16 protein-coding genes are annotated in these 20,143 nt (G+C 48.0%); 9 read left to right on the top strand and 7 right to left on the bottom strand.

From position 1 onward, the window contains the following. The first annotated feature begins 50 nt into the window (after positions 1-50). From WBG78_RS22755 to WBG78_RS22720, 8 genes are all read left to right on the top strand, one after another. Positions 51-893 carry a sugar phosphate isomerase/epimerase family protein gene (locus WBG78_RS22755; protein WP_337328801.1) on the top strand — a complete coding sequence of 281 codons (843 nt, stop codon included), beginning with the start codon at positions 51-53 and terminating at the stop codon, positions 891-893. Next, complete coding sequence (locus WBG78_RS22750) at positions 890-1,726, top strand: phosphogluconate dehydrogenase C-terminal domain-containing protein (RefSeq protein ID WP_337328800.1); 837 nt, start codon at positions 890-892, stop codon at positions 1,724-1,726. The genes WBG78_RS22755 and WBG78_RS22750 overlap by 4 nt, the downstream gene beginning before the upstream one ends. 50 nt (positions 1,727-1,776) lie before the next feature. Beyond that, positions 1,777-3,228 (top strand): glycoside hydrolase family 140 protein, encoded by a 1,452-nt coding sequence (locus tag WBG78_RS22745; RefSeq protein WP_337328799.1) that lies wholly within the window; start codon positions 1,777-1,779, stop codon positions 3,226-3,228. 66 nt (positions 3,229-3,294) lie between these two features. After that, entirely contained in the window at positions 3,295-4,341 is a 1,047-nt protein-coding gene (locus WBG78_RS22740) for a Gfo/Idh/MocA family protein (RefSeq protein ID WP_337328798.1), read from the top strand. Continuing rightward, positions 4,338-5,813, top strand: a complete 1,476-nt coding sequence (locus WBG78_RS22735; protein WP_337328797.1) for a sugar ABC transporter ATP-binding protein — start codon at positions 4,338-4,340, stop codon at positions 5,811-5,813. Before WBG78_RS22740 ends, WBG78_RS22735 begins: the two co-directional genes overlap by 4 nt. A gap of 4 nt (positions 5,814-5,817) precedes the next feature. Beyond that, positions 5,818-6,771, top strand: a complete 954-nt coding sequence (locus WBG78_RS22730; RefSeq protein WP_337328796.1) for an ABC transporter permease — start codon at positions 5,818-5,820, stop codon at positions 6,769-6,771. A gap of 21 nt (positions 6,772-6,792) precedes the next feature. Then, entirely contained in the window at positions 6,793-7,812 is a 1,020-nt protein-coding gene (locus WBG78_RS22725; RefSeq protein WP_337328795.1) for a substrate-binding domain-containing protein, read from the top strand. Between the two features lie 34 nt (positions 7,813-7,846). Further along, a complete protein-coding gene (locus tag WBG78_RS22720; RefSeq protein WP_337328794.1) occupies positions 7,847-8,794 on the top strand; it encodes a sugar phosphate isomerase/epimerase family protein in 948 nt (315 codons plus the stop codon). A gap of 86 nt (positions 8,795-8,880) precedes the next feature. On the opposite strand, the gene WBG78_RS22715 is transcribed toward WBG78_RS22720, so the two are convergent. The 5 genes from WBG78_RS22715 to WBG78_RS22695 form a co-directional block, all read right to left on the bottom strand. Next, positions 8,881-9,384, bottom strand: coding sequence for a hypothetical protein (locus tag WBG78_RS22715; RefSeq protein ID WP_337328793.1), 504 nt, complete (start codon positions 9,382-9,384; stop codon positions 8,881-8,883). Positions 9,385-9,451: 67 nt separating this feature from the next. Further along, positions 9,452-10,900: a TolC family protein gene (locus WBG78_RS22710; RefSeq protein ID WP_337328792.1), complete on the bottom strand. Its 1,449-nt coding sequence runs from the start codon at positions 10,898-10,900 to the stop codon at positions 9,452-9,454. After that, complete coding sequence (locus WBG78_RS22705) at positions 10,881-14,093, bottom strand: efflux RND transporter permease subunit (protein WP_337328791.1); 3,213 nt, start codon at positions 14,091-14,093, stop codon at positions 10,881-10,883. Before WBG78_RS22705 ends, WBG78_RS22710 begins: the two co-directional genes overlap by 20 nt. A gap of 26 nt (positions 14,094-14,119) precedes the next feature. Then, complete coding sequence (locus WBG78_RS22700; RefSeq protein WP_337328790.1) at positions 14,120-15,202, bottom strand: efflux RND transporter periplasmic adaptor subunit; 1,083 nt, start codon at positions 15,200-15,202, stop codon at positions 14,120-14,122. Between the two features lie 163 nt (positions 15,203-15,365). Beyond that, entirely contained in the window at positions 15,366-15,725 is a 360-nt protein-coding gene (locus WBG78_RS22695) for a hypothetical protein (RefSeq protein WP_337328789.1), read from the bottom strand. Between the two features lie 107 nt (positions 15,726-15,832). Between WBG78_RS22695 and WBG78_RS22690 the strand changes: the two genes are divergently transcribed. Continuing rightward, the gene (locus WBG78_RS22690) at positions 15,833-16,741 is read left to right on the top strand and encodes a LysR family transcriptional regulator (protein WP_337328788.1); all 909 of its coding nucleotides are present in this window, start codon (positions 15,833-15,835) and stop codon (positions 16,739-16,741) included. A 218-nt stretch (positions 16,742-16,959) separates the two neighbouring features. Here WBG78_RS22690 and WBG78_RS22685 read toward each other — a convergent pair whose 3' ends face one another. Then, a complete protein-coding gene (locus WBG78_RS22685; protein WP_337328787.1) occupies positions 16,960-17,535 on the bottom strand; it encodes a hypothetical protein in 576 nt (191 codons plus the stop codon). A gap of 18 nt (positions 17,536-17,553) precedes the next feature. Continuing rightward, positions 17,554-19,935: a PAS domain-containing protein gene (locus WBG78_RS22680; RefSeq protein ID WP_337328786.1), complete on the bottom strand. Its 2,382-nt coding sequence runs from the start codon at positions 19,933-19,935 to the stop codon at positions 17,554-17,556. Between the last annotated feature and the right edge of the window lie 208 nt (positions 19,936-20,143).

Here is a 20,143-nt window from a genome sequence, read left to right as displayed (position 1 = left end):
ATGCAAAGGTTTGCAATTGCAACTATTCTTGAGGAGGATTAAGGAAGACCATGATTCTGGGAATAAGCAGCTTTGCATACGGGTGGTGGGCCGGCGTGAAAAATGCCAGGTCGGTAAACCCGCTTTCCGAGAATGACCTGTTGCTGATTGCCCGGAAGCATGGACTTCATTGTATACAGTTTGGAGATAACCTTCCAGTGCATCAGTTTGACATTGACCGCCGTGAGACTTTGAAACGGAACATCATCGATGGAGGTATCCGCATTGAGTTGGGTGCCCGCGGACTGACAGCAGATCACCTTCACACTTATATAGAACTCGCAAAGTTCTTCAATGCCCCGTTGGTCCGCTTCGTCATCGATGAAGGGCCATACGAGCCGTCTATCTCAAGCGTTGCCGACATCATCGAAGACTTCATTCCGATGCTGGAAAAGGAATCCATCGTGCTTGGCATCGAAAATCATGATCGCTTCAAAGCAACGGAGCTCGTCTTTCTGATGGAGTCGTTGGGTAGCCGTCACGTTGGCATCTGCCTGGACACAGTGAACTCGCTCGGGGCGGGCGAAGGACTTGATCACGTGGCAGAGTTGCTATCGCCCTATACAGTTAATCTCCATATCAAGGATTTCACCGTACAGCGAGTGAAGCATTCCATGGGCCTCAACGTGACCGGAGTTCCAGCCGGACTTGGATTTCTAAATACGTTCGCCCTGGTGGAAAAACTTCAGGGATTTCATCGCTGCCCGAGCGCTGTGCTGGAACAATGGGTACCGTTTCAGAACGACCTCGATACAACAATCGCTCTTGAACAAAGTTGGGCGGAAGAGAGTCTAAATCATTTGAAGACGATCAGCCTGTTTGAATTTCAACGGACAAATCACATAAATAAATGATACGCAAGATTGCACTCGTCGGTGCTGGTGGCAAAATGGGATGCCGTATCACCGACAATCTGAGAGATAACCGTGACTATGATGTGTCATACCTGGAAGTAAGTGCCGAGGGAAAATCGCGACTAATGCAAAGAGGTGTCGCTGTGTCTTCAGAAGAAGTGATTGGTGGAGCCGATGCTGTAATACTGGCCGTGCCCGACATTCATATTGGAAAGGTTGCTTCTTCGCTGTTGCAGAAGTTCAGACCTGGTTGCATCGTAATCACCCTGGATCCCGCTGCAGCGATGGGAGGTCATCTTCCAAAACGCGATGACATCACCTACTTTGTCACGCATCCCACGCATCCTTCGGTATTTAATTGGGAAGCAGACCGCAAGAAACACTTTGACTACTTCGGTGGCATCAGCGCGACACAATCAATTGTATGTGCCCTGGCACAAGGTCCGGAAGAACATTATGCTGAAGGAGAGGCATTGGCGAAGATTTTTTATGCACCTGTGTCACGGGCGCATAGGATCACCGTTGAACAGATGGCCCTGCTCGAACCTGGTCTCGCAGAAACATTCCTCGGGGCAGTGATGTTCACGATGCGCGAGGCACTTGATGACATCATTGCCAAGGGGGTTCCCAGGGAAGCGGCATTCGATTTCTTTATGGGTCACATTAACATCGACCTGGCACTTTGCTTCGACCAGATTCCGGGCGGTGTATTCTCTGATGCGTGCTACAAGGCAATCGCCATCGGTAAGCCACTCATCTTCAGAGACGACTGGAAGAAAGTGCTGGACCCTGAACATGTCAAGTATCAGGTGGAAATAATGACAAAGGCATAAAAGAAAGCATCGCAATTACACACTGACCAAATCGCATAAAGATCACTATCATGCATAGAATACTGTTTACTCTTGTATTCCTCTCGTCGTGTCTCATCGGGCACTCACAAATCAAGGTGAGTGACAACGGTCGGTTCCTCACGGAAAACGGAAAGCCTTTCTTCTGGTTGGGCGATACCGACTGGGAGATGTTTCATCGGCTCACGCGTGAGGAGATCGAATACCTCGTGAACACAAGGAGCGAACAGGGATTTACTGTGCTTCAAGGAGTGGCTCTGGCTGAGTTTAATGGCGTGCGCGAACCTAATCGCTATGGCGACTGGCCGCTGAACAACGAGGACCCTACACAACTTCTCATCACTCCGGGTAACAGTCCCGATAATCCCTATGAATACGACTATTGGGACCATGTTGACTTCGCTATTCAGAAAGCAGCAGAAAAGAAGATGTACATTGGTTTGCTGCCCACCTGGGGTGATAAGGTTGCCCATTTATGGGGCGATGGTCCCATAATATTCAATGAGCAAAATGCGGAAGCCTATGGACGAATATTGGCGACACGCTATGCGAAGCAATGGAATATCATATGGGTGCTTGGCGGTGATCGTCCCGCCTATTACAAGTCGAACAGGTCCGGAACAGAAGTTCAATACGACGACCGGCCTATCTGGCGTGCAATGGCGAAAGGAATTGAAGGCGTGTTGGGAAAGGAAGCATTTATAACTTATCACCCCGCAGGTGGCAGCTACAGAACCACAGATTATATTCACGAGGAGCCCTGGCTGGACATGAACGCGTTTCAGTCCGGTCATGGCGCCCGGGAAACCAATCCGTGGAAGTGGGTGGAAAAAGACCTGACGATGAAGCCGCAGAAGCCTACGCTGGATATGGAGCCATGCTACGAGGATCATCCTGTCAATCCCTGGGACAATAAGTGGACGCGTGCGCGTGGATACTTTCATGCTTATGATGTGCGGGCCCGGATCTATCGCGGTGTATTTGCGGGTAGCTGCGGCGTTACGTACGGACATCACCAGATATGGCAGTTCCTGAATAAGGATTTGTATCCGCCGATCAACATTGGCGATACGATCATTGGTTGGAAGAAAGCGGCAAAGGCTGAAGCTGCGGGACAAATGCATTACCTGAAGAAGCTGATGTTATCGCGCCCTTATGTTACCCGGATCGGCGATCAAACCATCGTGAAGTCGAAAATAGCAGACAACTATCTGGAGTATGTCGCAGCGACGCGTGATTCGGAAAAGTCGTATGCAATGATTTACCTTCCTCAAAACAAATCGGTAAGCGTTGATCTTAGCAAGGTGTCGGGTAGTAAGAAGAATGTTTGGTGGTTCGATCCGCGCTCTGGTGAGGCAACGGAAGGGAAAAGTGTCAGCGGGAGCGGAACGAAAAGTTTTACACCTCCTAAGGCGGGACAGGACTGGGTGCTCGTAATTGACGATGCCTCAAAGAATTTCAAACGACCAGGAACAATTGAATGATAATAAGTCATAAGAACTGCTTGTTATTGAGCAGAACAACCATCAACGGGAACTAGTTGAATGAGCATGAAGAAACTTCGTTTCGCAGTTTTCGGGACGGGCTTTTGGGCCAATTATCAGATCGCGGCGTGGAACGAAGTGGGTGGCGTCGAACTGGTTGCGTTATATAACAGAACGAAAGCAAAGGCGACGGCCATGGCAGAAAAATTCAATGTATCCGCTGTCTATGATGACTATGAACGCCTGCTCGATAAGGAGCAATTGGATTTCGCCGATATCATCACGGATGTAGATTCTCATGCCGCAATAACGGAAGCGGTTGCAAAGCGGGGTATACCGGTGATTTGTCAGAAGCCCATGGCGCCTAAGCTGCCGTTGGCGCAAAGGATGGTTGATGTATGCCGCGAGCACAATGTCCCATTCTTTGTTCATGAGAACTGGCGCTGGCAGGCCCCTATGCGTAAGTTGAAAACGTTGTTAAATGAGAAGCGCATAGGTGAGGTGTTTAAGAGTCGTGTGACATTTTGCTCCGCGTTTCCGGTCTTTGATAATCAGCCATTTCTTGCCGAACTCGACGAGTTCATTCTTACCGATATCGGTTCACACATCCTTGATGCGTGTCGCTTCCTGTTTGGTGATGCTGAGACTTTGTATTGCAACGTGGCTACTGTCAATTCAAAGATAAAAGGTGAAGATGTTGCCAATGTGATGATGAGGATGAAGGACGGCTCGACTTGCTATGCGGAGATGTCGTACGCTTCGATCATGGAGCGGGAATCATTTCCACAAACATACGTGCTCATTGAGGGATCAGGGGGATCAATTCGGTTGCAGCATGATTATGTTATCAAGGTTACGACTCGAGATGGAACCGAAACTTTAATTGCCAGGCCACCTCAATATGCATGGGCTGATCCAAAATATGCGTTGGTTCACGCGAGCATAGTGGAGTGCAATCGCGATATACTTCAAAGCCTTCAGTCCTCACAGGGCAAAGGCTCACATAACGCCGAAACGATTGGCACCGACAATCTTGAAACAGTGCGTCTCGTACATGCTGCCTATGCGTCGGCGCGAAGTAATTCTATGATTCGTCTCTCATCCTTCAAATGATAATTCCGCGGATTGATATTGCAGACATTAGCAAGTCCTTTCCGGGAGTGAAGGCCCTGAAGCATGTCAGCCTCTCCGTTGCGGCCGGTGAGGTGCATGCATTGTGTGGCGAGAATGGCGCGGGGAAGAGTACGCTGATGAATATTCTCAGTGGGAATCTTCAACCCGACGAGGGACAAATATTTTTGAATGGAAATGCCTTTGTTTCCAATGGACCGCGCGATGCACTTCGTGCCGGTATTGCCGTCGTCTTCCAGCATCTCAGTCTTGCAGAGGAGGTGAGTGTGGCCGAGAACATCTTTGTAAATCAACAGCCGGTTAATCGCTTTGGATTGATCGATCATGCATTGCTGAATAAAAATTCAAGGATACTTCTTGAAGAGTTGAATATTGAACTGGATCCTTCTTCAATTGTGGGAAGTTTGTCGCCCGCACAGCGGCAGATGGTAGAGATTGCAAAGGCATTGGCAAAGGATCCACAGGTACTGATCCTCGACGAACCTACGGCCTCGCTAACCGATGAGTCAATCCGCGTTTTGTTTGAGATCATCGTCAGATTAAAAAAGAGGGGAACGTCTGTCATTTACATTTCACATCGGCTGGCCGAGATTTTTGAAATCGCTGACCGCGTGTCGGTTTTGAAGGACGGTGAATTCAAAGGAACATTTCCAAGAAAAGGCCTGTCGCGGGAGGAATTGATTCAGCGCATGGTGGGCCGCGAGATTAAAACAGTGCCGCGCACAAGGGACGAAAGTGGTGAAGTTATTCTTGACGTTGCTGGTCTTTCTTCCCATAAGTTCAGCAATATCTCATTCTCTCTTCGGAGTGGCGAGATCGTTGGCATGGCAGGGCTGATTGGTGCCGGGCGTACGGAAATAGCAAGAGCAATATTCGGAATTGACAATTATAATGAAGGCGAGGTGCGTCTGAGGGGTAAAGCCATTAAGCTTTCTCACCCGATAGATGCCATCCGGCATGGAATCGGCTATGTGACGGAAGACCGTAAGAAACTTGGCTTGTTCCAGGAAATGACTGTCACGGATAACATTGCTGTATCGAAGGCGGAAAGCACGACTGAAAGTAACTTCGTCGACAAGTATGCGGCGCTCAGACTGGCAAGCGACTACAGGACCCGCTTAAGTATAGCGACGAGTTCACTTGATCAATTGACCGTTAGCCTCAGTGGTGGCAACCAGCAAAAAGTGTTGCTTGCAAAGTGGCTCGCAACAAGCCCGGAGGTGCTGATCATCGATGAGCCAACACACGGTGTAGACGTTGGAGCGAAACAGGAGATCTACAATATTTTAACAGACCTTGCCAGGAATGGACTTGCATTGATTGTAATATCCAGTGAGCTTCCCGAATTGCTCAGTTTATGCGATCGTATCCTCGTTGTGCGGCGCGGTGAAATATCCGGTGTGCTTTCGGCGGGAGAGGCGACGGAAGAAATGATTTTGTCTTTAGCTATGTGACGATATGTTTCTGAAAACGCTCATCAGGGATCGGGTCTATTCATTGCTTGTGTTGCTGATAATTGTCAGCATTGTCGCTGCCATAATTTTCCCTGCGACGTTTCCCACCTTCGGCAACGTAAGTCAGCTTCTTCTGAATTTATCGATTGATACGATCGTAGCCGTAGGTATGATGATCTTGTTGATCTCAGGTGTCTTTGATCTTTCAGTCGGTTCCATCGTTGCGTTCACTGGCTGCTTAACGGCATACCTGATGGAATTTTACAGTCTGCCAGTACCCATTGCGTTAGTACTTGGACTGTGTAGCGCACTGATGATCGGTTGGCTGAATGGATATCTCATCGCTTACCAGGGGATCAATCCTATGATCCAGACCCTTGCCATGATGGGAATTGTGAGAGGCGGGGCGCTTCTCGTGAGTGGATCGGGAATACAAAATCTTCCCTATTGGTTTAATGCCATCGGCCAGTCGCGATTGTTGGGAATTCAGATGCCGGTTTGGTATATGCTGCTGGTTGTTTTTTTGTTTGCATTCCTTACGAACAAAACGATCTTCTTCCGACGCTATTATTTCATCGGCAGCAATGAGAAGGCGGCCGATCTTTCGGGTATAAGAGTGAAACGAATGAAACTGTTTGCTTTCATGCTTTCGGCAGCACTGGCTGGTGTAGCAGGTATTCTTCTGTCGTCGCGATTGGGTACGGCTCTTCCAACCATGGGAAGGGGACTCGAGCTGCGAGTGATTACAGCGGTGATCCTCGGAGGCGCAAGTCTCAGCGGTGGTTCCGGGAAAATTACTGGTGCTTTAATGGGTGCATTGTTCATGGGAGTTGTCGCTAACATCATGGTCATCGCCAGAGTATCCGGTTATTGGCAGGAGATCATTCTCGGTATCATATTGATCCTGACCTTGTGGGCCGACAATCTTGTTCAGAGGAGATATAAGCTTAACTTGTAGATGATGATGAATGGCCGTGATATGTTTATTAGATCGCTCGTCAGGTATCGGCTGATATGTTTCCTCATCGCTGGTATTGTTATCGGCTGTGAGCTTCCTCCCAGGAATTCAGCAACAATAACACGCGCAGTCAGTGTGGGCGATAGCGTGAGAGTCGGGAACGAAGAATACGTGATGATCACTACTGCGGTGACCATGCCGATGTACGTTCATCATGATCAGGCGGCATTCATTAAGTGGGGTAAAGCGCGGGGAGTAAAGGTTTCTATTCTTGGACCCGCGGAATGGGATGTGCCGGCTCAGATTAACACCATCGAAGAAGTAATAGGCACACGTCCAACGGGTTTGCTGATCAATGGAACAGATCCTGCCATCGCGCAGGCAATCAATAAGGCTGTAGCTGCTGGTATCCCTACCGTTGTTTATGATTCCGACATTCCCAACTCTGATCGCCACGCTTTTCTTGGAACAGACTGGTACGAAATCGGAAGAATGCAGGGAGAAGAAATGGTCAAGCTGATTGGAAGCAAAGGCAAGGTTGCCTACATGGGGATACTGGGGCTGACAAATATGGAGCAGGGATTTCTTGGTATGCTCGATGTGTTTAAAAACTATCCGGGCATTGAGGTCGTTGGCAAATACGACGACAAAGCTAATGTCGAAACGGCAGCACGCATTACATCAGACGTATTATCGGCTCATCCTGACATAGCCGGATTTTGTGGCTTTGACTCGAATTCAGGCCCAGGCATTGCGCTTGCAGTGAAAGAGGCAGGCAAAGCTGGCAAGGTAAAGATAACAACCGTAGATTGGGAGCCGGAACATCTTGCCCTCGTAAAGGATGGAACCATCAGCATGCTGGCGGGGCAGAAACGCGAGTTGTTTACCTGGTATGGCGCGCAGTTTCTTTTCGACATGGTTCACCAAACGAACAGACTTTCGCACAGCGATGCCGCGGCGGGAATCACTAATGTTCCCTCAACGATCAACACTGGCTTGCTAAAGATAACCAGGGAAAACGTGGATGAGTTTATAAAGTAGTTGTCGATTGATATGTGAAATGTTTACGTTTTCTATGCATACCCGACGGACATTCTTTAGAAATATTGCTGCCCTTTCCGCGTCGCCGCTTCTCATGTGCGCTGTTAAAGAGTCATCCGCAAGCGTTTTGCCGATCTCCTGCAACGCTTATACCTGGCTGACTTTCTATCAGCGGGAGGGAAAAGAGTGGTGGAAGGACCCCAGGGCCTGTGCCGCAGAGTTTGTCAAGTCGGGTATCCCGGCCTTAGAACCAAGTCTGTCATCCGTAGCTGAAGCGTCATCAACCATTGAAGTACTGAAAGAGCATGGTATAAAGATGCCGTCTGTTTACGTCAACAGTGTTTTGCATAAGAAAGAAGAGGCGAAGAATTCCATCGACACGATTCTGGCTATTGCTAAGGAAGTAGAGAAGTATAATACTCGAATCATCGTAACGAATCCAAGCCCCATTGATTGGAGTGGAACTTCATTGAAGTCGGATGAAGAATTGAATGAGGAGGCGAAGAACATGGAGTTGTTGGGAAAATCACTTCGTTCCCTCGGCCTTAAACTTGCATATCATACTCACGATACGGAGTTGATGGCTGGAGCCCGTGAGTTTCATCATGTGCTGCAGAACACGTCGAGGGAGAATGTCAATTTCTGTTTTGATGTCCACTGGGTATTTCGTGGATCGAAGAATTCACAGATAGCGGTGTTCGATGTTGTGAAAATGTACGGCGACAGAACTATCGAGCTGCACATTCGTCAATCGGTGAATGGTATCTGGACTGAGAAGCTTGATAAAGGCGATATTGATTATGATGCCTTCGCTGCGGAACTTGCCAGACGAAAAATTTACCCTCACCTGGTCATCGAACAATGCCTTGAAAGTAAATCGTCCAACACAATGACGGCCGTCGATGCACACAAAGCGGATCTTGCCTTTGTTCAACGCGTGTTTTCGCCCGTCTTAAGTCAGCGTTCGCGTACCAGGGAATAGTCATCTTTGTCTATGCAGATTTCCCTGTTCCGACTTGTTAACTGTCAATCGTGAAGGGTGGTTTCGGAAGGCGTGTACTCACCACGTTAGCGAACGCCTGAACCACTTCGGAGGTTTCTTAGCCTCGCAGCCAGGTTAGTAATCCGAATCATGCGTTCAATTTCGCCAAGCGAATTTCGCCTCACGATAACCGTATCACCTTCGTTCACCTTATTGAAAAAAGTTCGATTTACTTTAACCCTGTTCCTTCGTCCGGGAGAAAGCATAAGATGACACGATAGGAAAGACGCGTGTTTCTTTTGAACCTCGAACCTGCCAACCCAGCAATAGCCGCGACTGCGCTTCAGTGATTCTCTCCATCGGATCCACACAAAGAAACCGAGCACGGGTAAACTTAGCAGCAAAAAGTATTTGGCCTGACCGATGTAATAGCCTTGGGTAAAAGGCGTGTGACGTAGTTTGTTGTACACTACGATAGGCTCGATCAGCACGGCTGCAACGATGACCAGAATAACCTGCCACCATTCAATGCCCGTAAGCTTTGACGGATACTTCACCCGGTACTTCCGATAGAATTCGCTATTCATCATGGCACGAATGACTTGTTCCGGAGCTGTCGTCGCCCGGCTTGTTCGTGAAGCTCATGTAGATCGGTTACTATCTCCAGCCACCACCCAGGGCCCGATAGAAATTGACCATCGCATTCATCTGCTGCTTCTTGGTATCGATTAATTCGAATTTTGACTCAAGTGCGTCGCGCTGTGTCATCAGCACTTCCATGTAGTCTGCTCTCGCCGATTTAAATAAATAGGTTGAGATGTTAATGGATTCAGTTAAGGCTGCCACTTGCTTGGTTTTCAAATCGAAACTTCTCCGCAGATTGGCGATGTTGGAAAGCTGATTCACGACTTCGATGTAGGCGGTGAGTATGGTTTGTTGATAATCATAAACTGCCTGTATCTGCCGGGAGTTGGCCGAATAGTAATTCGCCTTGATCGCATTCCGGTTTACCAATGGAGCGATCAATTCTCCTCCAAGTGAGTAGATCAGCGACTGCGGTGTCGTAAACAGGTACGAGGGATTGAATGCCTGAAATCCTACACCGGCGGTTAGACGAATGGAAGGATAGAAGTTTGCCTTTGCAACCTTTACGTCCACTTTCGCTGCTTCGAGTTCAAGCTCCGACTGTCTGATGTCGGGACGGTTGTACAACAATTGAGACGGGATGCCTGCGTATACCGTATCCGGTACAAGATCATTGAATGTCTGCGAGCTTCGCTGTATCGGGTGAGGAAAACGACCAGTAAGAAAGTTGATCCGATTTTCAATTTCAATGATTTGCTGCATGATGTCATACTGACGACTCTGGTTCTTCAGTACCTCGGCTTCAAACTTTTTGACAGCAAGTTCGGTTACCCTTGCGGCCTTCTTTTCGAGTCTGACGATTTCCAACGCATTGGTTTGAATCTCGATGTTCTTCCGCAGAATGTCTAATTGATTGTCGAGTGCCATAAGCTCGTAGTATGAATTCGCAATTTCGGAGACCAGCTGCGTGATCATAAAGTTCCTTCCTTCTACAGTTGCAAGGTATCGAAGCAGTGATGATCGTTTCGCATTGTGCAGCTTACTCCAGATGTCGACTTCCCACGATGCAAATGCTCCAAGCATATAATCCGGAAGTGGCTCGGGGAATTTTGTTTCCGGAGCGATTTCCAGATTCTCTTCGACGGCACCCGATCTTGTATACTTCCCCACTTTGTCGACACCTGCGCCAGCATTGATTGAAACGAAAGGCAGATATTCTCCTTTCCTTGCCCTGATTTCGTTCTGTGTTATGTTGATTTCCTGCAACAGGATATTGACCTCCTGATTGTTCCTGAGCGCAGTATCGATCAGCACCAGAAGATTTTGATCTGTGAAGAATTTTTTCCAGGCAACTTTCGCGGTGGTTAGTGTATCCTGTGCGACAGCTGGAAACGTAGCGGGTACGTTTCTGTTTTCAGCACTCGGAACGAACTGAGGAGGTAACGTACAGGCTGATGGCAGAAACGCTATCGCCCATAGCCCCCATCTCACGAAACGGTTACTACTTGTTTTCTTCTTCATTTTCATCGTCTTCTTGTTGTGGGAAATCGTCGATGTGGTGAGCAATGCTTTCCGTGAGCGGATCTTCGTATTCATCGCGGATGAGATGGCGACCTTCAGCCATCTTGCCGAAGATGTAGTACAGTCCCGGGATGATGACGACACCGAAGATGGTTCCGAACAGCATGCCACCAAGGGCCGATGCGCCGATAGTCCGGTTTCCGATGGCACCTGCACCATGAGCGAGCACGAGTGGAATCAAGCCGGCAATAAACGCAAACGAGGTCATGAGGATAGGGCGGAAGCGAACTCTGGCACCCTCGATCGCTGCTTCCAGTACGGTAGCCCCCTGGTTGTGTTTCTGCATGGCAAACTCCACAATCAACACCGCGTTTTTTCCCAGCAGACCAACGAGCATGACCAGCCCAACCTGTGCATAGATGTCATTGGCAAGCCCCATTGATTTAATGAGCATGAACGATCCAAATACGCCTGCGGGCAGCGATAGAATTACGGCCAGCGGAATGATAAAGCTTTCGTATTGCGCCGCCAGCACGAGATAGGCAAACAGCAGTACAATGAGGAAAATATAGATCGCTTCGTTTCCGCGCCGTACCTCGTCGTATGAAAGTGCTGCCCAGTCAATCGCAAATCCGCGTGGAAGCGTCTTTGCGACTTCCTTAACAGCAGCGAGCGCCTCACCGCTGCTGAATCCTTCCGAGGGTCCACCGCGTATGGCCGCCGTTGTGTACATGTTGTAGCGGTTGATCTCGTTCGGTCCCTGCATCTTCTTTATTTTCATAAAGGAGGAGAACGGCACCATTTCATCCCGATCATTTTTGACATACAGGTTCATTACGTCTTCCGGCAATTTTCTGAATTCAGGAGACGCCTGCACGAACACTTTGAAGAACCGTTGGAACTTGATGAAGCCAAGCTCGTATGTACTGCCGATAAGTATTGACAGAGTGTTCATGGCATTTCCGATGGAAACACCTTTCTGCATTGCGAGCTGGTTATCGATCTCCAGCTCATATTGTGGATAGTTCGCGCTGAAGAAAGTGAACAATCCGGTGATTTCTTTTCGTGCATGAAGCGCATTCATGAAATCGTTCTTCACGCGCTCGAGTTGATCGTAGTCTGCACTGTTTGTTTTATCCAGCAACTGAAGGGCGAAGCCACCAGCCGCACCATAACCAGGGACGGCCGGGGGATCAAAAAATTCGATAGTCGCTCCTGGAATTGCCTTTGCTTTTTCCTCAAGCTCAAGGATGATCTCTGCTACTGAATGGTCGCGCTCGGACCAGGGCTTCAGGTTGATTAGACAAGTTCCGGCATTTGAACCGCGACCTTCGGTAAGTACTTCGTATCCGGCCAATGCAGATACAGACTTGATGCCATCGATCTTTTCTGTGATCTGCTGAAGCTTTAATGATATGTCGTTTGTGCGTTCAAGTGTTGATCCTGGAGGTGTTTGGATGATCGCATAGATCATGCCCTGGTCTTCGCTGGGAATAAATCCGGGAGGTAGCAGATTACTCAACGCGAATATGCCGGCACCGAATGCAATCCACATGGTCACGGTGAGCCAGCGCCTGTGCGCTATCTTACGAAGCAGTACTACATACTGATCCGTAACCTTTTCGAACCAGTTGTTGAAGCTGTCAAGAAGTTTAGTAAGCAAGTTTTTCTTCTTTGGCTTTCCGTGTTCGTTCTTCAAAAGCATGGCACACAACACTGGTGTTACAGTGAGCGCGACAATACCGGAGAGTACAATTGAGCTCGCCATGGTAATTGAAAACTGCCTGTAGAATATACCCACGGGGCCTGTCATAAATGCCACGGGTACGAACACCGCCGTCATCAACAAGGTAATGGCGATAACGGCACCGCTGATTTCATCCAGCACGCGTTGAACGGCACGGTATGCATTGAGATGTTCTTCATGCATCTTCACGTGTACGGCTTCCACAACTACGATTGCATTGTCCACCACTATACCTATAGCCAATACGATGGCAAACAGGGTGATCATGTTAATGGTTAACCCGAACGCCTGCATGAACACGAAGGCGCCGATCAGAGATATCGGAACGGCGAGCGTCGGGATCAGGGTTGATCGCCAGTCGCCCAGGAACACGAACACGACCAATGCAACAAGAATGAAGGCATCGCGGAGGGTGTGCACAACGTTCTCGGTAGACGCGTTTAGAAAGTTTGAAACATCGTAGCTGATCTCGTAGTCCATCCCAGGTGGGAATGATGCCTTCTTTAGTTCATCCAGTTTGGCCTTTACCTCCGCGATCACATCACTGGCGTTACTGCCATAGGTTTGTTTCAATACGATGGCGGCAGAAGGATATCCATTAAGATTCGAATAGATGTCGTAGTACTCACTGCCCAATTCAACATTCGCCACGTCCTTGAGTCTTAATATCTCGCCATTTGAATTGGCTTTAACGATCACATCCTTGTATTGCTCTGGTTTGTTAAACCTGCCCTGATAAGTCAGTACATATTCGAGCGCTTCCGCGCGCTTTCCGTCGGCACGGCCAATGCGACCAGGTGACCCGATAACACTTTGATCGGCCAGCGCTTCCATCACTTCATCGGCTGAAACATTATAGGCCCTCATGCGATCGGGATTCAGCCATACGCGCATGGCATACTGACGACTCCCCAGAATACGTGCCTGTCCGATGCCGTTGAGGCGTTGCAGTTCAGGTATCATGTTTACGCCAGCGAAGTTGAAAAGAAACTTCATGTCGGCGTTCTTGTCGGTGCTGTAGAGGTTTACATACATCAACATGCTGTTCATGATGCGGTTCACGATAACACCTTCACGTTGAACGAGGATCGGCAACCTGTTTAAGACCTGGGCAATCCTGGTGTTGACCTGTACAAGCGCCTGATCAGGATCGGTGCCCAGGTTGAACACGATCTGAATATTAGCTTCGCCTGCGCTCGTCGCATCTGAAGTCATGTAACGCATACCCCATACGCCGTTGATCGCCTGCTCCAGTGGTATGAGTACAGACTCTGTAAGCACCTTGGCACTCGCACCGGGATAGGATGCGCTTACCATCACGACGGGAGGCGCGATTTCAGGAAACTGGGAAGTCGGCAATGTCTTTATCGCCAACATTCCCAGAAAGATTATAACGAGCGATATGACGATGGCCAGTACCGGCCGGTGTATAAATCGACTGAACATTTCTTGCTGGTTTTGATTTCACGATTCTACTCTGCATACACTTTCAGGTGCGCGATCACTCCCTGCGGTTCCTCATACTCGTATTCTATCTTATCGTTGTTGGCCACCTTTCGGAGACCTTCCAGCAATATTCTTTCATCCGCCTTTAAGCCATCTTTCACTACATAGATATCCGGCATTTCGGCTCCAATGGTTATCTCCCTTTGTTGCACGACATTGTCTTTAGTGACGACGAATACGTATTTCTTTTCGAGAATTTCGAACGTTGCCTTTTGAGGAATGATCAATGCGCCTGGCAACGGAACAGTAAGGAGAATATTGCCGGTCTCACCATGTCTCAGAAGCGCCTTGGGATTTGGGAAGGTTGCGCGAAACGCAATGTTACCCGTTTCATTGTTGAAGTCTGCTTCAATCGTTTCAACGATTCCGGGGAACTCGAACATCCGATGGTTTGCCATCATCAGGTTGACGTGCCTGAAGCTTTCATTGTTCTCGCTCGACTTATAATCAAGATATTCCGCTTCAGGCACATTAAAGTAAACCCACATCTTACTGTTGTCGGACAGGATCGTTAACAGATCACCTTCTTCGAGGAGACTTCCCTGTCGCGCGTAGAAGCGGTCCATGATTCCACTGAACGGAGCCTTGATCTGTGTGAATTGCAGATGTGTATCTGCGAGAGTCAGCTCGGCTTTTGCCTTGTCCAGTTTTGCTTTGGTCATCGCCAGCTCGTTGGCTGAAACAACGTTGCTGTCTGCAAGCGCCTTGGTGTTTCGATATTCGATGTCGGCAAAATTTACCTCTGCCTGCGCCCGTTGCAACTCTGCCTGATAGAGCATCGGCATGATTTGAAACATCTGTTGTCCTTCACGGACGTTCTGCCCTTCGTCAACGTAGATCTTCTGCAGGTAACCTCGCTCGAGTGCACGCAATTCAATGTGCTGAATAGAACGGATCTGACAAACGTACTGCCGGGTAGTGATGGTGTCCTTCTGGAGAGGGCTCGTGACCAGAAATTTGGTTGCTTCTTCCTTTTCTTCGTGTTTCGATCCGCAGCCCGTCACCCATAATATGGTGGACAGACTCATCGAAATGAGGATTCTGTTCATAGTAAACTTGTTTTGAAAATTCGGGTTTGGTTTTTTAGGACGGCTCTTCACCCTTTTCAAGAGAGAAATGCAAGCTCATCCTGGTCCGCGTTTTCCTGGGCTAGGGTGTGGACCTTAAAAATCAGTTGTCAGGCAAACGATGAGGTTCGCTGCAGAACAGTGCTCACAAACGAAGCACGCGCGCGGCGAAGTGTAACTCGTTAGAGTGTAATTGAGTGTTATAAACGGCGATCTGAATAGATGGACGCGCCGTGATTTCAAGGACTGAATAGAGGAAGGATAAACTGTATCCCGGTAGCTCCACCATCTTTCGCGCAAACCTGTCGTCTTCGTCGGTGCGACCTTCTTCCAGGTAGAAGGGGTTCGTACAACCGGCAATGGCCGACTGCGATTTGTAGTGATCGACGCTATCCGGCGCCTCGATGGCGCAGGCGTTCGTAATGGGAAAGAATAATTGACTATACCCTACAACCAGTGTCACGAGGAGCACAAATTGATAGCGATATTTTGTCAGTGATTTCACCAGCGGTAATCCGTTTCCAACAACAAGCGTCGTCTGAATTACTAATTAGAGGGAAAATCATCGGAAATTTCTATTTATATTTATTATGGCTTGCATAAATAATATTTATGAATTACACGTTAAACCAACTGCAAGTATTTCTGAAGATCACGCAAACCCTGAGTGTGACGAAGGCCGCGGAAGAACTACACCTTACTCAACCAGCGGTTTCTATTCAGTTGAAGAACCTTCAGGATCATTTTGAAATTCCATTGACTGAAGTTGTCGGAAGAAAGATATACATCACTGATTTCGGAAAGGAGATAGCAAAGGCAGCGGGAAGTATTCTTGATCAGGTAGCGGACATCAATCACAAAATGGATGTATACCGGGGCAAGCTTACAGGTCGATTAAAGCTGTCGATCGTTTCCACAGGTGCCTATGTGATGCCCTATTTTCTGTCACCGTTTATGAAGCAGCATCCGAATCTTGAGCTGGTAATGGATGTGACGAATCAGAATCACGTCATAGAAAATCTGGAACAGAATTCAGTTGACTTTGTGTTGTTATCCTATTTGCCCAATGCACTTGCCATCGAGCGACTCGATCTTGTGGAGAACAGATTGTTTCTCGTGGGCAACAGTGAATCCAAGCTAAGGAAGAATATCTATCCGAAGAGCGTACTGAAAGATCTGCCAATCATCTTTCGTGAGCACGGCTCTGGTACGAGGCAGTTTATGGAAGACTATATGAAGAGAAATGGTCTTTCGATTGAACCGAAGATGGAACTGACGTCGAATGCTGCGGTTAAAGAAGCGGTAATGGCAGGACTTGGTTATTCAATCATTCCCCAGTTCGGGATGAAAAATGAACTTGAGAATGGCAACCTTCGGATCATACCTGTGAATGGATTTCCCTTAAAGACAACGTGGCGACTAATATGGCTCAAGGGTAAGAAGCATTCTCCTGTTGCTGCTGCATTTTTGGATTACATGCGCAAAGAGAAGAACGCGATTATCGCGAAGCACTTTTCGTGACTTTGCACTCAAAACGTACTGCAGAAACTAAAGACACATTCAGTTGTTGGTACATGGAATTGCCACCTTTGATTGTGCCCAACGAACGGACGTCGGGTATGCCGGACTGACCCAAGGGCAAGTTGGGACCCTGAAGGGGAGGAGGCCGGTATCTTAAAAAAAGAAGAGGCTCCTTGCGGAGCCCCTGGATGCTTAAACGGTTCGAGTTCACAATCCCTTTAAAACCACTGCACCAGATAAACATCCTTGTCTCCTCCCTTGTTCCGGGAAGATCTTTCTTCGATCACCTGTACCATTGAAGCAGTGTTGAAGCGCTGCGCCATGGCAAAGATCAATCCTTCATCGAATGATGTAGGATAGGGATTATCGGCGGTGATCTCGGCTTCCCCATCTCCCGTTATTTTAAATTCATAGCCGCCCATACCGCTGGTCTTTTTACCGGTTGCCGGATTGAACATTGGTGTGCCATCTATGGCATGGTTCATATGATAAGCGATATCGATAGAGGCCAATGCTTTTTCGAGCGTATCGATCTCCGGAGGAAGCGCCGCGGCTTCCGGTATTTTTGAACCAACTGAATACAACGCTGCCGGTCCAAGGCTGCTTTCCAATTCCCGGAAGGCCTGGAGGTAGTCGTGAAGCGAATACCATTGATCGGACTTTGGATCTATGATACCATGTCTCGATAGGATTTCAAGTCCAGTGGCCTTATTGTCTCCTAATCCATTGATGAATCCCTGAAGTGCCTGACCCGATGTTGCTATTCTTTTGTTCTTGATTTGATAAACAGCCATTGTGCTATGATTATGTCGTTACTTTTTTGCGATAACCTTCTTCTCCAGTTCGGCAATACGCGCCTTGTATCCCGATTCAAGTTCTTTGAATTTGGTCATGATGTTGCGCATGTTGTTCTTGTGTGATTGGAGTACGACGTCGGCACGGTCACGTTCGACGGCCTTAATCTTCTCCATCTCCTGATTCTTGCGACTAAGATCTTCCTGAATCGCCTGAAGCTCTTCCAGGTTCTGACGGATCTCTTCTTCCTGTGCGCGAAGCTCCTCCATCTGTTGCATGGCCTGCCTGGCTTTTTCTTCCGCCTCGTGCTTTGCTTTGTACAATTCGGTTACATCAGAGGCGTATAGCGCAATCGTGCTGATGTTTCCATCAACGTCGTGCATAGGGGCGTGCTTTACTTTGTAATACATTTCTATGCCATTGAGCTCGCTATGATCGATAAGCTCGACGGTTTCACCAGCAAAGACTCGGTTGTAGAGCTCCTTCTTTGCCTTTTGCTCGGCTGCCGAAAAAAGGGCCATAAGGTCGAATCCTATTTCAACTTTAAACCCACCCAGACTTTTCGCGAAGATGTCGTTGTATTGAACAACCTTGAAGTCTTTGTCTATAGTAAGTATGGAATCGCTGGATACGTTGATCAGTTCCGATATCGCTTTCTCCTTTTGTTCGGCCTGCTCTTTTGATCTTTGGAGTTCTGTGATGTTGGAAGCAAAGATGGCGATGGATGTAATCGTTCCATCAGCGCCGGTGAGAGGTGAGTGAGTGACCTTAAAGTATAAATCGTGTCCGCCAATCGAAATGTGGTCGATTGACTCTACGACTTTTCCTTCAAAGGCCTGATTGTATACTGCCTTCTTTCGGGTCTTTTCAGCTTCTTCATCGAACATTGTCAGGATGTCAAGTCCCTTTTCAACTTTCAATCCATTAAACGAACTTGCAAACACGCGATTGAATCGAATCACCCTAAATTCTTTGTCGAGCGTAAGTATGGAATCTGTTGATGTATCCAGAAGTGCGCTCACTTCTTTTTCGTTGCGTTCTACTTCCGCATTTACGCGCTTCATTTCATCCTGAATGGCCTGAAGCTCCTCCATGTTCTGACGGATCTCTTCCTCCTGCGCCCGCGCTTCTTCTGTTTGCTGCTGCGCTTCATTGGCAAGACGCTCTGCCTTTGTTTTTTCCAGATACAACTCTGAAACGTCTGTTGCATAAACGGCAACGGCATGAGCCATACCTGTGTTGATGTCGAGCATCGGCACACACCTTACGCGGTAGTATAGCTCGGTTCCATCGGCATTCTTGATATGATCTACTTTATCCACCCTTTTGCCCTCGAATGCATCGAGGAAGCGTGACTTTCTGCGTGCCTGCTCTTCGATAGAAAAAAGACTCAGATAGTCCGTGCCCCTCGCAATGTTTGCACGTTTGAATGTGTCGGCAAATGCTTTATTGAATAATTGAATCTGGAAGCTTCTGTTTACCGTAGCAATCACGTCGTTGCTTGCATTGAGGAGGTCGCTGATTTCCTTTTCTTTCCGCTCCACTTCTTTCAATACACGCTGCATCTCCTCCTGCGTGGACGAAAGTTCCTCCATATTCTGCCGTACTTCTTCTTCCTGTGAACGGAGTTGTTCGGCCTGTATCTGAGATTCTTTTAGTAGTCGTTGTGTGCGTTCTGCTGTTTTTACGGCAGCGATGGTTGAAGCGAGTGTCTCACTGAGTTTTTCAACGAAGTTGAGCTGATGCCTCCTGATGACGTGGAATGAGGCGAGCTCTACCAGTCCGTAAACTTCGTCTTCCAGTTTCAGAGGAACGATCACGATGTTTCGGGGCAATGCTTCGCCCAGGCCAGACGTTATCTTGACGTAGTCAGTCGGCACTTCAGTCATGTAGAGGGTTGCCTTTTCCAGTGCAGTCTGACCAAGCATTCCCTCACCCAACTCGATTCTCTTGATGCTATATTTCTTTCTATCATATGCATAGCAGGAAATCAGTTCGATATGGACATCCGAAGGATTGTTATTGTTGACGAGATAGAGAGCGCCCTGATTTGCCTGCATATATTTTACAAGCTCTGAAATGATATGATCGGAGAGTTCTCGAAGGTCATTGCTGTGAGAGCGAAGGATATCTGAAAAAAGAGCAAGGCCTTCCGCGACCCAATTGCGTTCTTTTTCATCCTGCGCAATGGTTTTCATTTTGTTACCCATCGTAACCAGTGATCCGGTAAGAGAGTTTGCATCGACATTTTTGGAATTGAGGTTTTCCAAGTTCCCCTTTTCCATTTCTTTGATAAACGCCGTTGCAGAGGTTATTTCGGCATCCTGTGTAGCAATGCGCTCCTGAAGGCTTTCTATAAGCCTTTTATTAACCAGCTTAAACGAAGTAAGACTTGCCATGAGATTGTGATTTTATCGTCAGGCAAGTTTATCATCACCTTATTAATAAGGAATGACCGGATAACTGTCGGCCGATTTGGCTGAACAAGTGGTTGGAATTATTGAGTAGGAGAGAAGCGGGGAGAATGTGCAATCCGTCGCGTTTTGGTATCATTTCTATTATTGAGACACCTGATCTGACATAAGTTTCTCAATGGACGAAACCAGT

The sequence above is a fragment of the Chryseolinea sp. T2 genome (genome assembly GCF_037203685.1).
In the GTDB taxonomy this organism is placed as follows: domain Bacteria; phylum Bacteroidota; class Bacteroidia; order Cytophagales; family Cyclobacteriaceae; genus Chryseolinea.
The sequence above is the reverse complement of the archived record's forward strand: the minus strand, read 5'-3'. Positions and strand labels throughout refer to the sequence as shown.